Below are 15740 nucleotides of genomic sequence, written 5' to 3' on the forward strand. Positions count from 1 at the left end.
CCGGCCGGCAGCCGGGTGGCTAGGCTCTGGCGGGGCGGACGAGGGAGGGTCATGGCCGGCAGTCGTCGTGCTCGGGGCGAAGGCGCCGCCGCCTGGTCGTGGCTCGTGGTGGCGGTCGGCGTCCTGGTGATGGTGGTGCTGACGGCGGTCACCCTCGGGGCGATCTCCGGCGTCCGTCCGCTCGCCGACCCGGGACCGCCGCCACCGGCCGCCCCGCTGCCGGCGACGCCGGAGCCGTCGGTCTCCGTCCGGAAGGGGACGGCCGCGCCGGGCCCGCCCCGGACGCCGGGCCCGTCCCGCCCGCCGTCGGCGCCGGCCGCGCCCACCGCCGCCCGGAGCACGACCCCGGCCCCGGCCGCGACGAGCTCCCGCCCGCGGCCTGCCGAGCAGACGCCGGGCACGCTGGCCGGCAGCGCGCCCACCACCGGCCAGGTGACCGGCGACTACCGGCTGGTGGACGCCTACTCCGACGCGTTCATCGGCGAGGTGCGGGTGACCAACCGGTCACCGACCACGCAACGGTGGACGGTACGGGTGGAGGTGCCCGGCGGCCGGCTGGTGGCCGCCTGGGTGGAGAGCGCGGCGCAGCCCGCCGTCACCGGTTCGGCCGGTCGCCACACCTTCGCCAGCGGGGCCGATCTCCCGCCCGGCGGCTCGGCGGTGCTGCGGTTCCACTTCGACGGCACCGGGCGGACCAGCCGGCCGCAGCGGTGCACGGTCAACGGATCCGGCTGCGCCGGACTCTGAGACGCCGTCGAGCGCGGCTCGCCGACCCTCCCAGGCGGACCCTCCGGGGGCCTCACGCCCCGGTGGTCGACGCCGGTTCGACGCCGGTCGCCGCGGCGCGGGCGCGACGGTGGCGCAGCCAGAGAAATGTCGGCGGACGATGCGGTCCAACGCGTCCGGTGCCATCGGTGGAACACCATGGGTGAATACTTCGCCATTGAGCTGGACGGGGTGACCAAGCGGTACCCCGGCGGCGTCACCGCGGTCGCCGACCTGGATCTCCAGGTGCCCGAGGGGGAGGTCCTCGGCTTTCTCGGCCCCAACGGCGCGGGCAAGACCACCACCATGCGGATGCTGGTCGGGCTGGTCCGGCCGACCAGCGGTCGAATCCGGTGCTGGGCCGACCGCCCGGCGCCCCGGAGCAACTGGCCCAGGTCGGAGCGCTGATCGAGTCACCGACCTTCTATCCGCACCTCTCCGGCCTGGACAACCTGCGGCTGGCCGCCCGGTACGCGGGGGCGCCCGAGAGCGCCGCCGAGCGGGTGCTGGCCGAGGTGGACCTCAGCGGACGGGCCCGGTCCCGCTTCCGGGAGTACTCGCTGGGCATGAAACAGCGGCTCGGGGTGGCCGCCGCGCTGCTGAAGCAGCCACGCCTGCTCATCCTCGACGAGCCGACCAACGGCCTGGACCCGGCCGGCGTGTCCGAGATGCGTGAGCTGCTGCGTTCGCTCGGCCGACGTGGACACACCGTCCTGCTCTCCAGCCACGTGCTCGGCGAGGTCGAACAGGTCTGCGACCGGATCGCGGTCATCGACCGTGGTCGGCTGGTGGCCGACGGCACCCCGGACGCGCTGCGGGCCCGCCTCCGCAGCGGGCTGCTGATCGTCGTGGCCGACCCGCAGGACAAGGCGGTCGCCAGCCTGACCGACCACCAGGCGGTACGACGGGTCGACGTCGTCGATGGCTCGCTGCGGGTCTCCGTCGACCCCGCCCTGGCCGCCGAGCTCAACCGGCGACTGGTCGAGGCCGGTGTCGACGTACGGGAGCTGCGGCCGGTGCGGCACTCCCTGGAAGACGCCTTCCTGGAGCTGACCGGGGCCGAACGCGTCGGCGACCCGGACCCGACGAGCCCCGGGGAGGGCGACAAGTGATCGCATCGGTACGCGCCGCCTGGTTCGCAGACCGCAAACGGCCCGTGGGTTGGCGGGTCGGGCGGGGACAGGCGGGTCGGGTGGGGTGCTTCAGCGGCGCTGTCTGCTGTGCCGGGCGCTGCCTGGTGTGCCGGGCGCTGCCTGCTGTGCCAAACGGTGCCTGGTGTGCTAAGCACTGCCGGGCCTGTCCCCTCTCGGTCAGGATGGCGTGAGACACCCCGTGTGAGTGGGGTGCTGACCTGCTGAGGGCGGGGATCGGAGATCCTTGTGTACGTGTCCACTTCATCTGGCAAGCAGCCGGCGTCCGGCGGCGGGGACCCGGCGCCGAAGCCGTCGCGGCGGGTCTTCAGCCCGGAGTACAAGCTCGCGATGGTCGCCGAGTACGAGAACGCCGCGAACGGAGAGAAGGGTGCGATCCTGCGCCGGGAAGGCTTGTACTCGTCGCACATCATCGAGTGGACACGGGCTCGGGATGCCGGGCACCTCGGCCAGGCAGGGACTCCGGATTCCGGCGCTGCGTCGGCCGGGTCGCGGGTGAAGAAGTCCGCAGAACAGATCGAGCTGGAGAAGCTGCGCCGGCAGAACGAGAAGCTGCAGGCGGATCTGAAGAAGACCCGCATTGCGTTGGACATCATGGGAAAAGCGCACGCGCTCTTGGAGGAACTCTCCGAGAGCGCGGACAACGACAACCCGCCGAGGAGATCCTGACCGCCGTGTTCGGGCAGTTACGCGACGCGGACATCTCCGTGCAGCGGGCGTGCGCGTTGACCGGGACATCGCGGGCGACCTACTACCGGCGGGCGAAGCCGGTGGTCGGGCCGCGGCACGGGCCGTGGCTGCCGCGGACCCCGCCGCCGCAGGCGCTCAGCACCGCCGAGCGGGAGCGGGTCCTGGCGGTGTTGAACTCGCCTGCTTATGCCGACCTGGCGATCCCGCAGGTCTGGGCCAGGGAACTCGACGCGGGCCGCTACCACTGCTCGATGTCCACGATGTACCGCATCGCCCGCGCGGCCGGGCAGAGCCGGGAACGACGCCGGCTGGCGACCCATCCGCCCCGGGTGCGGCCGGAGCTGGTCGCGACCGGGCCGGGTCAGGTGTGGTCCTGGGACATCACCGCGTTGAAAGGACCCGTCAAAGGCGTCTGGTACCGGTGTTACGTCATGATCGACATCTACTCCCGGTACGTCACCGGGTGGCTCGTCGCGGCCGCCGAGGACGCGGTCGTCGCCCGTGACTTCCTGGCCGACGCGATCGACCGTAACGGGATCGAGCCGCACACCATCCACGCCGACCGCGGCGGCGCCATGGTGTCGAAACCGGTGTCGGAGATGCTCGTCGACCTCGGTGTCCTCCGCTCGCACTCCCGACCCCGGACCTCGAACGACAACCCGTACTCCGAGGCCCAGTTCAAGACTATGAAGTACGTGCCGGATTTCCCGGCCCGGTTCGGATCCCTCGCTGACGCGAGAGCCTTCTGCGACGGCTTTTTTACCGCCTATAACCACGAGCACCGGCATTCCGGGATCGGCTGGCACACCCCGGCGTCGGTGCACTACGGCACCGCCGAGCAGATCCGCGAGCACCGCCAGAACACCCTCGACGCGGCCCACGCCACCCACCCAGACCGGTTCAACCACCGGCCACGCCCACCGCAACTACCCGACCGTGCCTGGATCAACCAGCCCACCCAACAGGACCAAACCGTCTCAATTTGACTTGACAACTACCGGTCTGCCGCTCCCCGGCGTGCCCGGCGCCGAAGCCACCCCACCCCCTGAGTTCCTTCGGAGCTGCCCCGCCTGTGCGCCCGACCCCACCGCGTCCGTCCTCCCCAGTGCAGATCTTGGACAGTTTCAGTTCTATTTGGACGACAACTGTCCAAGATCTGCAGTCGTGGCAGTGGCAGTGGCAGTGGCAGTGGCAGTGGCAGTGGCGGGAGCGGTAGTGGGGGGCGGCAGCGGCAACGGCGGAAGTGAACGGCGGAAGCGGGAGTGGTAGTGGGGGTGGTAGCAGGGGCGGTAGTGGGGCGACAGCGGGGCGGGATCGGGGGCGGGCGCGGAGCAGAGCCGGGGGCGCGCCCGCCACCCCCGCACGAACCGGGGCGGGGGTGCGCTGCGAGGTGGGTGGGGAAGACGACGAGATGGGTGGGGAAGACCCTTGAGGTGGGGTGGGGAGGTGCGACGAGATGGGGCAGGGGAGGCGCTGCGAGGTGGGGCGGGGAAGTGAGGGACCGCGAGGGGCGGGGAAGTGAAGGACGAGGTGGGGCGGGGAAGTGGGGGACGGGAGGGGCTAGGAGGGAGGGGGCGGCGGCGCGGGGCGTGGGTCGGACGGTCAGGGTGCGCGAGCCTGACGTCGCGCTCTGCAAGGTTGCCGTAAGAATTCGACTTTGTTTGCAAGGTATTGCAGTTCGTTTCGGCAAGGGCTAGCGTGCGGGCGAATCACGACCACGGAAAGGCCGTCGATGACACCCCCGCCACCGCTCACCTCCCCACGACGACCGACGTCCTCCCCACGACGTTCCCGCAAGGCCCTCTTCGGCCTGGTGTCCCTGCTCGCTCTGGCGCTCGCCGGCGCTCCGGTCGCCGTCCAGCAGCTCGGCGCGGACGCCACCGACCGGCGCGACCCGCTCGCCGCCGCCGGGGCGCCACAGTGGCGCGCCGAGCCCTCCGCCGAGGTGCTGCTACGGGCCGCCGCGAACGACGCCCGCGCCGAGCAGTTCTACTTCGTCCTGCCCGACCGGTTCGCCAACGGCGACCCGCGCAACGACCGGGGTGGCCTCACCGGCGATCGGCTGACCACCGGCCTCGACCCCGCCGACAAGGGCTTCTACCACGGTGGTGACCTCAAGGGCCTGATCGACAGGCTCGACTACGTCGAAGGGCTGGGCACCACCGCGATCTGGCTCGCACCGATCTTCAAGAACCGGCCCGTGCAGGGCGCCGGCGACGACGTGTCAGCCGGCTACCACGGCTACTGGATCACCGACTTCACCCAGGTCGACCCGCACTTCGGCACCAACGAGGAGCTGAAGCGGCTGGTCAGGCTCGCCCACCGACGGGGCATCAAGGTCTACCTCGACGTCATCGTCAACCACACCGCCGACGTGATCAAATACGCCGAGGACCGGTACGCCTACGTCGACAAGACGACCAGCCCGTACACCGACGCGCGGGGACGCGCGTTCGAGGACCGCAACTACGCCGACGGCAGCCGGGACTTCCCGAAGGTGACCGCCGACGCCGGGCCGTACACGCCGACCTTCGCCAGCGCGGCGGACCGGACGGTGAAGGTCCCGGCCTGGCTGAACGACGTGACCATGTACCACAACCGGGGGGACTCCACGTTCGCCGGGGAGAACAGCGAGTACGGCGACTTCTTCGGCCTCGACGACCTGTGGACCGAGCGGCCCGAGGTGGTCCGGGGCATCACCAAGGTGTACGGCGACTGGATCGCCAGCACCGGCGTGGACGGGTTCCGGCTGGACACCGTCAAGCACGTCAACCTGGACTTCTGGCCGCAGTTCGCGCAGGGCGTCGAACGTGCCGCCGAGAGGGCCGGCAAGAAGGACTTCTTCATGTTCGGCGAGGTCTACAGCGCCGACCCGGAGGTCACCTCCACGTACGTGCGCCGGGGCGGGCTGCCGGCCACGCTGGACTTCGCCTTCCAGGAGGCCGCCCGCGGGTACACCGCCGCGGACGGCTCCGCGAAGGCTCTCGCCGACGTGTACGCCCGTGACGACCTCTACGCCGCGCGGGACACCGACGCCAACCGGACGACCACCTTCCTCGGTAACCACGACATGGGCCGGATCGGCTCGTTCATCGCGGCCGGCGCCGGTGACCCGGCCAGCCACCTGCGCCGCGACCAGCTCGCCCACCAGCTCATGTTCCTGACCAGGGGGCAGCCGGTGGTGTACTCCGGCGACGAGCAGGGCTTCACCGGCCCGGGCGGCGACAAGGACGCCCGGCAGGACATGTTCGCCTCGAAGACCGCCGACTACCTCGACGACGACCTGATCGGCACCGACCGTACCCACGCCGTCGACCAGTACGACACCAACCATCCGCTCTACCGCACGATCGCCGAGTTGGGCGCGCTGCGCAGGGCCCATCCGGCGTTGCGTAACGGCGTGCAGGTCACCCGGTACGCCGCCGACGGCCCCGGCGTCTTCGCCTTCTCCCGCGTCGACCCGAAGGAGCGCCGGGAGTACGTCGTCGCGGTGAACAACGCGGCGACCGCGCAGACTGTCACTGTGGACACCTGGTCAGCGAACAACACTTTCACCGGCGTGTACGGCGACGCCGCCCGCGCCACCGCCACGGGCGACGCCGCCCGCGCCACCGGGGCCGGCGACGCCGACCGGACCGCCACCGGCGACGCCGGCCGTGCCACGACCGCCGGCGACGGCAGGCTCACGGTGACCGTGCCGCCGATGTCGGCGGTGGCGTACCGGGCCGGCGCGCCGATCCCGCGGCCGACCGCCGCCCCGACCATCGCGATCACCGGCCCGGAGTCGGGCGCGGCCGTGGCCACCCGGGCCGCGGTCACCGCCCGGGTCACCGGTGACCCGCTGGCCACCGTCGCGGTGGCCGCCCGGGTCGACGGCGGGAAGTGGACGCTGCTCGGCGCCGCCGACAAGGCCCCCTACACGGTGCACCACGACCTGACCGGGCTGGCCGCCGGCACGCGTATCGAGTACAAGGCGGTGGTCCGCGACGGTCGGGGCCGGACCGCCGACGCCCGGTCCACCGCCACCGTCGCCACCCCCGACCAGGGGGCGTCGCGGGACTGGGCGGTCGTGCACTACCAGCGCCCCGACGGTGACTACGCCGACTGGGGGCTCTACGTCTGGGGCGACGTCGACCCGGCGTACGTCACCGAGTGGCCCGCCGGGCAGCCGTTCGCCGGAACGGACGCCTACGGCCGGTTCGCCTGGGTGAAGCTCAAGCCGGGCGCGAAGTCGGTAGGTTTCCTGGTGGTCGACAAAGACGGCAACAAGGACGTCGGCCAGGACCGCGTCATCGACGTGACCCGTACCGGTGAGATCTGGCTCAAGCAGGGCGACCCGACGGTACACGCCAGCTACGCCGACGCGGTCGGCGCGCCGCCGCCGCCGGTCGAGGACGGGTACGCGGTCATCCACCACCGTCGTCCGGACGGCGACCACGACGGCTGGGGCCTGCACCTCTGGGACGGCGCGGCGAACCCCACCGACTGGGCGACGCCGATGCCGCCGACCAGCGTCGACAGCTTCGGCGCGGTGTGGCGGGTGCCGCTGGCGGCCGGGGCCACCGGGCTCAGCTACATCATCCACTCCGGCGACGAGAAGGACCTGCCGACCGACCAGCGGCTCGACCTCGCCAGCACCGGCCGTGAGGTGTGGCTGCTCGCCGCGACCCCGGGCCGGCTGTTGCCGACCACCACCTCCGGGGCGGCCCGGGACGTGGACGTGACGAAACAGCAGGCGCACTGGATCGACAGGTCCACCGTGGCCTGGGCCGTCGGGCCGACCGACGGGAAGTCGTACGCGCTGGTCACCGCCCCGACCGGCGGGGTGGGCGTGGTCGACGGGGAGCTGTCCGGCACGTACGCCAGTCTGCCGTTGACCGCGCGGCGCAACGGGCTCACCGAGGCCCAGCGGGCGCGGTTGCCGCACCTGTGGGCGTACCAGGCGTTCGGGCTGGCCGACCGGGACCTGGCGAAGGTGCCGGCGGCGCTGCGCGGGCAGCTCCTGGTCACCGAGCGGGACCACGAGGGGACCCTGCTGCGCGCCACCGGCGTGCAGCTTCCCGGCGTGCTCGACGACGTCTACGCCGCCGCCACCAGGGCGACGCTCGGCCCGACGTTCGCCGGGAAGCGTCCGTCGCTGGCGGTGTGGGCGCCCACCGCCCGCGGCGTCGAGCTGGAGCTGTTCGACTCGCCGACCGCGACGCCGAGGGTGGTGGCCATGCGCCGCGACGACCGGACCGGCGTCTGGTCGGCGCGCGGGGACCGCGACTGGACCGGGAAGTACTACCGCTACCGGGTCCAGGCATGGCAGCCGGCCACCCAGAAGATGGTCACCGCGTCGGTGACCGACCCGTACTCGGTGGCCCTCGCGCCGAACTCGACGCACAGTCAGCTCGTCGACCTGGCCGATCCGGCGCTCGCCCCGGCCGGCTGGGACCGGCTGCGCAAGCCGGCGGCGGCGCCGTCGTCGAAGACGCAGATCACCGAGCTGTCGGTGCGGGACTTCTCCGTCGCCGACAGCACCGTGCCGGCCGACCGGCGGGGGACCTTCCTCGCGTTCACCGACCCGGCCACCGCCGGCATGACCCACCTGCGGAAACTCGGCGACGCCGGGGTCACCCACCTGCATCTGCTGCCCGTCTTCGACTTCGCCACCATCCCCGAGCGGCGGGGCGAGCAGAAGCAGCCGGACTGTGACCTGGCGAAGCTGCCGCCGGATTCGGACCAGCAGCAGAAGTGCGTGGCGGCGGTCGCCGACACCGACGGCTACAACTGGGGGTACGACCCGCTGCACTACACCGTGCCCGAGGGCGGGTACGCCGTCGACCCGAGCGGCGCGGCCCGGACCACCGAGTTCCGGCGGATGGTCGCCGGGGTCAACGCCGCCGGCCTGCGGGTGGTCATGGACGTGGTCTACAACCACACCTCGGCCGCCGGGGCCGACCCGAAGTCGGTGCTGGACCAGGTGGTGCCCGGCTACTACCACCGGCTGCTCGACGACGGCACGGTCGCCAACTCCACCTGCTGCGCCAACACCGCCCCCGAGCACGCCATGATGGGCAAGCTCGTGGTGGACTCCCTGGTCACCTGGGCGAAGGCGTACAAGGTGGACGGGTTCCGGTTCGACCTGATGGGCCACCACCCGAAGGCGAACATCCTCGCCGTCCGCGCCGCCCTGGACAGGCTGACCGTCGCCCGGGACGGGGTGGACGGGAAGTCGATCCTGCTCTACGGGGAGGGCTGGAACTTCGGCGAGGTCGCCAACGACGCCCGGTTCGTCCAGGCCACCCAGGCCAACATGGCCGGCACCGGGATCGGCACCTTCAACGACCGGCTGCGCGACGCGGCGCGCGGCGGCGGCCCGTTCGATTCCAACCCGCGGGCGCAGGGCTTCGCCTCCGGGCTGTTCACCGACCCCAACGGCGACCCGGTCAACGGCAGCGCCGAGCAGCAGCGCGCCCGGCTGCTGCACGCCCACGACCAGGTCAAGGTCGGGTTGGTCGGCAACCTCGCCGGCTACCGGTTCACCGACACCGCCGGCAGGCAGGTGACCGGCGCGCAGGTCGACTACAACGGCTCGCCCACCGGCTACACCGCCGCGCCGGGGGAGGCGGTCACCTACGTGGACGCGCACGACAACGAGATCCTGTACGACGCGTTGGCGTACAAGCTGCCGCCGGACACCCCGATGGCGGAGCGGGCCCGGATGCAGGTGCTCGCCCTGTCCACCGTGGTGCTCGGCCAGGGCACGGGCTTCGTCACCACCGGCACCGAACGGCTGCGCTCCAAGTCGCTGGACCGCAACTCGTACAACTCGGGGGACTGGTTCAACCAGATCCGCTGGGACTGCGCGCAGGGCAACGGCTTCGGCCTGGGCCTGCCGCCGGCGGCGGACAACCAGGACAAGTGGCCGTACGCGAAGCCGCTGCTGGCTGATCCGTCGCTGGTGCCGGACTGCGCGGCGGTGCGGCTCACCGACGCCCGGTACGCCGAGCTGCTGCGGGTCCGGGCGTCCTCGCCGGTGTTCGGGCTGGACACCGCCGCCGAGGTGCAGAAGCGGGTCGCGTTCCCGCTGTCCGGCCCGGGGGAGACCCCCGGGGTGCTGACCATGACGCTGGACGGCCGCGGGCTGGACGAGCGGTGGCGGTCGGTGACGGTGGTCTTCAACACCACGCCGAAGTCGGCGAAGCAGCAGGTCGCCGGCCTGCGTGGGGCGGACGTGACGCTGCACCCGGTGCTGCGCGACTCGGCCGACGCGCGGCTGCGGTCGGCGTCGTTCGACGCCGCCAGCGGCGCCTTCACCGTGCCGGCCCGCAGCGTGGCGGTGTTCGTCCAGCGCTGACGAGGGGTGGGCCCGGACCCGCTGGCAGCAGCGGGGCCGGGCCCACGTCTCGACCGGTACGACCTCCGGCCCCGCTCAGGTGATCACCTGGATCACTGGGCGGGGCCGCAGGGTCCTACCGTGACCGCTGCCGTCGCCGGCGTCGGCCGTCACCTGTCCGTCAGCCCTGGCAGTTCGTGATGGCTGTGCCGGCGCAGTTGTCCGGGTTGTTCTCGACGACCCGGGACCGGACGTCCAGGGTCACCGAGTTCGCCGTCCCGTTGGCGTTGAAGATGCCGCCGCCGTTCACCAGCGCCTGGTTCAGGGTGATGGTGGTACGGACCAGGCTCGCCACCCCGGCGGTCCCGTTGTACAGGCCGCCGCCGGTGAGGGTGGCCTGGTTCTCGGCGAGGTGGCTGTCGTGGACCGACAGCGCGCCGAGGTTGAGGATGCCCCCGCCGTTGCCGACCCCGGCGCTGTTGCCGACCAGTTTGCCGCCGGCCAGGTTCACCGTGCCGTTGGCGGCGTTGTAGATGCCGCCGCCGCCGCGGGTGAAGCCGAGCAGCGTCGCCGCCACCGCGGTGTTCTCCACCAGCTTGATCTTGCGGGCCCGGACCAGCGCGCCGCCTTCGACGGCGATGGCGCCACCGGAGAAGGCGGCCGTGTTCAGGGCGAACTCGCTCTTCTCGACGTCGGCGACGCCGCCGGCGACCTGGAGGCCACCGCCGTTGCCGCCGCTCTCGTTGCCGAGGAACCTGCTCTCCCTGATCACCGCGGTGCCGGTGCTGCGGACGGCGCCGCCGCCCGGCGTGACCAGCAGGACGACCGGGGCGGCCGACTTGTTCGCCTCGAACTGGGACTTCTCCACCAGCAGCGCGCCGGTGTTGTTGACCGCGCCGCCGCTGATGGCCGCGTTGTTCAGGGTCAACCGGGTGTGCCTCAGGGTGGTGATCCCGTTGTTCTGGATCGCCCCGCCGGTGCCGGTCAGCCCCACCGCGGCGTTGGCGGTCAGGGTGCTGTGCTCGATGGCGGCCTCGCCACCGGCGTCGACCAGCACCGCCCCACCCGGCCCGGAGACCAGCCCGTTGCGCAGGGTCACGCCCTTGAGGGTCAACTGACCGCCGTTGGCGACGTGGAAGAGCCGGAACTGGGTGGTGTTCGGCGTGCCGTACGCGCGCTCGATGGTCGAGTGCTTGCCGATGATGGTGAGCCGTACGGTCACCGGCGGCAACGCGTCGCCGTTGGTGGCCGCACGCAGGTCGTACGTGCACCCTTCGGCCAGGTGCAGGGTGGTGGCGTACTGCCGGTAGTTGGCTTCGGTCACCGCCGAGAACAGCGCGTCCCGGTTGCACGGCACCGGGATGGTCGGCTCGACCGGTTGGCCCGGCCCCCGCCCGTGCTGGCCGTGCTCGCCGTGCTCGCCTTTCTCGCCGGGTCGGCCTTTCCGACTGTCGCCGGGTGTGCCTTCCTGGCCTCCGGCCTCCGGGTGCTTGCCGCCGGGGGCGGTGCCGTCGCCGGTGAGGACCGACTGGGCGCCGGCCCAGCTCAGGCCGGTGAGCCGGGGCGCCCCGGTGGCCGCGACCACCCCGATGGCTCCCAGGCCGACCACGCTGGCCAGGCCCGCGGCGCCGGTGGCCAACCACAGTCGATGGCGGTTGCGCGGTGGCGCCGCCCCCGGGGCGGCTTCGTCGTTCTTTCGAAGGTAGTTGGACATCGGAGCTCTCTGCCCTCTCCTCGTACCAGACAAGGTCGCTCCGCCATGGCGAGGCGTCCTTCGCTACAAATCGGTTGTAGCTGCTGAACCACACCGTATGAGAACCTTCCTCGCCATGGGCGCTTATCCGAAATCCGCCCACATTCGGTACATCCGTTACGTAGCGGGCACGCTCTTCCCGATCCGTCGCATACCAGTGGCCCCGCTCCCGGGACGGGAACGGGGCCACCGCCATATGTGGATCAGCCGGACGACGCGACGCCGGCGGCGCGGTCCCGACGCTCGCCGTACGGGACGGGGAGAGCGTGGGCTGTCCCGGACGGCCGACGAACAGGTCGAAAGCCATGAACCGGAATAAAACTTACGAAGCAACCGTACCCGCCCGAACGGAACTCATGACCTGGTTCCGGAGAAACCAGACGCGAAGGACCCCGCCGCCCCCGGAACCGGGGAGGACGGGGTCCGTCGGGACCGTCGGTCAGCCGGGCAGGCGCAGCCCCGCCGCACGCTGCGCGGCCAACCAGGTCTCCACCTCGTCGGCCCGGCGGGGCAGCCCCGCCGACAGGTTCACCGCGCCGGTCGGGGTGACCAGGACGTCGTCCTCGATCCGGATGCCGATGCCGCGCAGCTCCTCGGGGACCAACTCGTCCTCCGGCTGGAAGTACAGGCCCGGCTCGACGGTCAGCACGTACCCCTCGCCGAGAGCGCCGTCCCGGTACGTCTCCTTGCGGGCGTTGGCGCAGTCGTGCACGTCGATGCCGAGCATGTGGCCGAAGCCGTGCAGCGTCCACCGCCGGTAGATCGTCGACTTCTCGTCCATCGCCTCGTCCACGCCCACCGGCAGCAGACCCAGGTCGGCCAGCCCCTCGGCGAGCACCCGCATGCAGGTCAGGTGCACGTCCTTGAACTTCACCCCCGGCTTGACGGCGTCGATGCCGGCCTGCTGCGAGGCGTACACGACGTCGTACACCTGGCGTTGCAGGGAGGTGAACCGGCCGTCCACCGGCAGCACCCGGGTCACGTCGGCGGTGTAGAGGTGCCGGTTCTCCACGCCCATGTCCATCAACAGCAGCTCGCCCGGGCGGGTGACCCCGTGGTTGCGCACCCAGTGCAGGATCGTGGCGTGCTCCCCGGCCCCGACGATCGAGCCGTACCCGACGTCGTTGCCGTCGTGCCGGGCGCGCAACGCGAAGACCCCCTCCAGCAGCCGCTCGGAGACGGCCCGGTCGGCCGGCAGCACCCGGGCCACGTCCTCGAAGCCCCGGACGGTGGCGTCGATCGCGTCCTGGAGCTGGGCGATCTCCCACTCGTCCTTGACCAGCTTCTGCTCCGAGATCGCGATGGCCAGCTCCCGGTCGCGGGCCGGCTGCCCCTCGGCGCGGGCCCCGTCGTAGGGCCGCACCGCCGCGTCCACCAGCGGGTCGAAACCCCGCAACACCCGGGTACGCGCCGGCGACAGCTCGGCCAGCGCCTGCTCCAGCCCGGTCAGGTCGGCGGTGGGCAGCCCCAGCTCGGTGGACTTCTCGCCCAGCGACGGACGCCGCCCCACCCACAGCTCGCCGTGCCGGCTGCGGAAGAACTCGTCGGTCTGCCGGGACGAGCGGGGGCGCATGAAGAGGGTGGCGTCGTGCCCGGAGCCGTTCGGCCGCAGCACGAGCACGCTGTCCGGCTCGTGGTCGCCGGTCAGGTAGACGAAGTCGCTGCCGGGCCGGAACCGGTACTCGGTGTCGTTGGCCCGGACCTTCTCCCCGCCGGTGGGGATCACCAGCGTCTCGCCGGGGAAGGCCGCCGAGAGCGCCGCCCGCCGTTTGGCGTGGTCGGGCGCCTCCGGGCGGGGGGCGACCGGCAGCTCGGTGTCCCGCCAGCCCTGCCGCATGAAGGCCAGGTACGCCTCGGGAAAGTCCGGGTCGTGTGATTCCGTGCCGTCCACCGGCTTCGTGTCGGTGCGCTCCTCGGCCATGCTCCCGCTCCCTCCGGTGGCGTCACTGGTTCCAGACGGTACCGCGCGCAGCCCCCCGCAGGAGAGCCCGTGGTGCCGCGACGGGCGGTCCGGGCGCGTGGAAAGATGGCCTGCATGTGCGGACTCCTGGCTTTCTTCAGCGCGCGCGGCGACGCCGGCGCGCACCGCGACGCCATCGCCGGAGCGTTGGAATGCCTGCACCACCGCGGCCCGGACGAGACCGGCGTCGAGTTGGTCGGCGACGCCACCGGCCGGTACGCGGACGGGGTGTTCGCCCACAAGCGGCTGGCCATCATCGACGTGGCGTCCAGCCACGAGCCGCTGCCCTACGCCGGCGGTCGGTACCTGCTCACCTTCAACGGCGAGATCTACAACTACATCGAGCTGCGCGAGGAGCTGGCCCGCACGTTCGGGGCCCAGTTCGCCACCGCCGGTGACGGCGAGGTGATCGTCGCCGGCTACCACTACTGGGGTGAGCAGGTGCTCACCCGGCTGCGCGGCATGTTCGCCTTCGTCATCTGGGACCGCCAGGAACGCCGCGCCTTCGGCGCGCGCGACCACTTCGGCATCAAGCCGCTGCACTACCTGGAGACCATGGACGGTCTCTACCTCGCCTCCGAGAAGAAGGCCCTGCTGCCGTTCGCGCAGTCCGCGTACGCCGGGGACGCCGGGGTGGACACGGCCAACCTCTCGCACTACCTGACCCTGCAGTACGTCCCCGAGCCCGGCACCCTGCACCAGGGGATCAGCCGGATCGGCTCGGGTGAGTACCTCACCTGGACGCCCGGTGGCCGGATCGACGTACGCCGGTGGTACCGGCCGGTGTTCCGGCCCACCCCGGTCACCGACGAGCAGCGCCTCTACGACCAGATCCGGGAGACGCTGCGGGAGAGCGTCCGGATGCACATGCGCTCGGACGTGCCGGTGGGCTCGTTCCTGTCCAGCGGCATCGACTCCACCGCCGTGGTGGCGCTGGCCCGCGAGTTCAACCCGAACATCCTCACCTTCACCGTCGGCTACGACGTGCCCGGCTACTCCGAGATCGACGTGGCCCAGGAGTCCGCCCGGCACCTCGGCGTGACCACCATCCCGACCAAGATCGGTCCGCAGGACATGATCGAGGCGCTACCGAAGATCGTCTGGCACCTGGACGACCCGGTGGCCGACCCGGCGCTGGTGCCGCTCTACTTCGTCGCCAAGAAGGCCGCCGAGCACGTCACCGTGGTGCTCTCCGGCGAAGGCGCCGACGAGTTCTTCGGCGGGTACACGATCTACCGTGAGCCGCTCTCGCTGAGCGGCGTCAACGGCCTGCCCGGCGGGGTGCAGAAGGGGCTGCGGGCGGTGTCGAAGGCGATCCCGCAGGGGGTCAAGGGCAAGAGCTTCCTGGAGCGCGGCACCACCCCGATCGAGCAGCGCTACTACGGCAACGCCCGGATGTTCACCGAGGAGGAGAAGCAGCACCTGCTGCGCCGGTACGACCCCTCGGTGCGCTACACCGACGTCACCGCCCCGATCTACGCCGAGTGCGCCGAGCTGGACGACGTCACCAAGATGCAGTACGTCGACCTCTACACCTGGCTGCGTGGGGACATCCTGGTCAAGGCCGACCGGATCTCCATGGCGCACTCGCTGGAGGTGCGGGTGCCGTTCCTGGACCGCGAGGTGTTCGAGGTGGCCGCCGGCATCCCGGTCGACCTGAAGCTGCCGCCCCGTTCCGACGCCACCAAGTACGCCATGCGCCAGGCGTTGCAGGGCGTGGTCCCACCGGCCATCGTGAACCGGCGCAAGCTCGGCTTCCCCACCCCCACCCGGGTCTGGCTGCGCGGCGAGATGTACGAGTGGGCCCGCTGGGTGCTGTCCACCTCGGGCGCCGGCGACCTGCTCGACCTGTCGTACGCGATGCGGCTGCTGGAGGAGCACAAGCGGGAGGAGGCCGACCACTCCCGCAAGGTGTGGACGGTGCTGATCTTCTGCATCTGGCACGCCATCTTCGTCGCCAAGACCCTCGACCCGGGCATCCAGCGCAACCAGTCCGCCCTGCTCACCAAGCCGGTGGTCGGCTCCATGGTCCGCTGACCGGCCCCGGACGGGCCACCGGCGGACGCCGCCGACGCGACGGCCCCGGGTCGGAGTTCCGAC

General features: G+C 71.9%; 9 protein-coding genes. 7 read left to right on the forward strand and 2 right to left on the reverse strand.

The window, feature by feature from the left end; genetic code table 11:
- Window positions 1-51 precede the first annotated feature (51 nt).
- From O7606_RS01990 to pulA, 6 genes are all read left to right on the forward strand, one after another.
- Window positions 52-747 (forward strand): cellulose binding domain-containing protein, encoded by a 696-nt coding sequence (locus O7606_RS01990; protein ID WP_281597255.1) that lies wholly within the window; start codon window positions 52-54, stop codon window positions 745-747.
- A gap of 177 nt (window positions 748-924) precedes the next feature.
- Complete coding sequence (locus tag O7606_RS01995; protein ID WP_281597256.1) at window positions 925-1173, forward strand: ATP-binding cassette domain-containing protein; 249 nt, start codon at window positions 925-927, stop codon at window positions 1171-1173.
- On the forward strand, window positions 1119-1877 hold the full coding sequence (locus tag O7606_RS02000) for an ABC transporter ATP-binding protein (protein ID WP_281597257.1): 759 nt from the start codon (window positions 1119-1121) through the stop codon (window positions 1875-1877). The genes O7606_RS01995 and O7606_RS02000 overlap by 55 nt, the downstream gene beginning before the upstream one ends.
- 273 nt (window positions 1878-2150) lie before the next feature.
- Window positions 2151-2585, forward strand: a complete 435-nt coding sequence (locus O7606_RS27580) for a transposase (protein ID WP_348651111.1) — start codon at window positions 2151-2153, stop codon at window positions 2583-2585.
- A gap of 5 nt (window positions 2586-2590) precedes the next feature.
- Complete coding sequence (locus tag O7606_RS02005; protein WP_348651112.1) at window positions 2591-3592, forward strand: IS3 family transposase; 1002 nt, start codon at window positions 2591-2593, stop codon at window positions 3590-3592.
- Between the two features lie 746 nt (window positions 3593-4338).
- Window positions 4339-9948, forward strand: coding sequence for a pullulanase-type alpha-1,6-glucosidase (pulA, locus tag O7606_RS02010; RefSeq protein ID WP_281597258.1), 5610 nt, complete (start codon window positions 4339-4341; stop codon window positions 9946-9948).
- A 160-nt stretch (window positions 9949-10108) separates the two neighbouring features.
- On the opposite strand, the gene O7606_RS02015 is transcribed toward pulA, so the two are convergent.
- Both O7606_RS02015 and O7606_RS02020 read right to left on the reverse strand, forming a co-directional pair.
- Window positions 10109-11641, reverse strand: a complete 1533-nt coding sequence (locus O7606_RS02015; protein WP_281597259.1) for a hypothetical protein — start codon at window positions 11639-11641, stop codon at window positions 10109-10111.
- Window positions 11642-12119: 478 nt separating this feature from the next.
- Window positions 12120-13601, reverse strand: coding sequence for an aminopeptidase P family protein (locus O7606_RS02020; RefSeq protein ID WP_281597260.1), 1482 nt, complete (start codon window positions 13599-13601; stop codon window positions 12120-12122).
- Between the two features lie 114 nt (window positions 13602-13715).
- Between O7606_RS02020 and asnB the strand changes: the two genes are divergently transcribed.
- Complete coding sequence (gene asnB / locus O7606_RS02025) at window positions 13716-15677, forward strand: asparagine synthase (glutamine-hydrolyzing) (RefSeq protein WP_281597261.1); 1962 nt, start codon at window positions 13716-13718, stop codon at window positions 15675-15677.
- Window positions 15678-15740 lie beyond the last annotated feature (63 nt).

Origin of the sequence: Micromonospora sp. WMMD882, from assembly GCF_027497255.1 — a bacterium.
Classification (GTDB): domain Bacteria; phylum Actinomycetota; class Actinomycetes; order Mycobacteriales; family Micromonosporaceae; genus Micromonospora.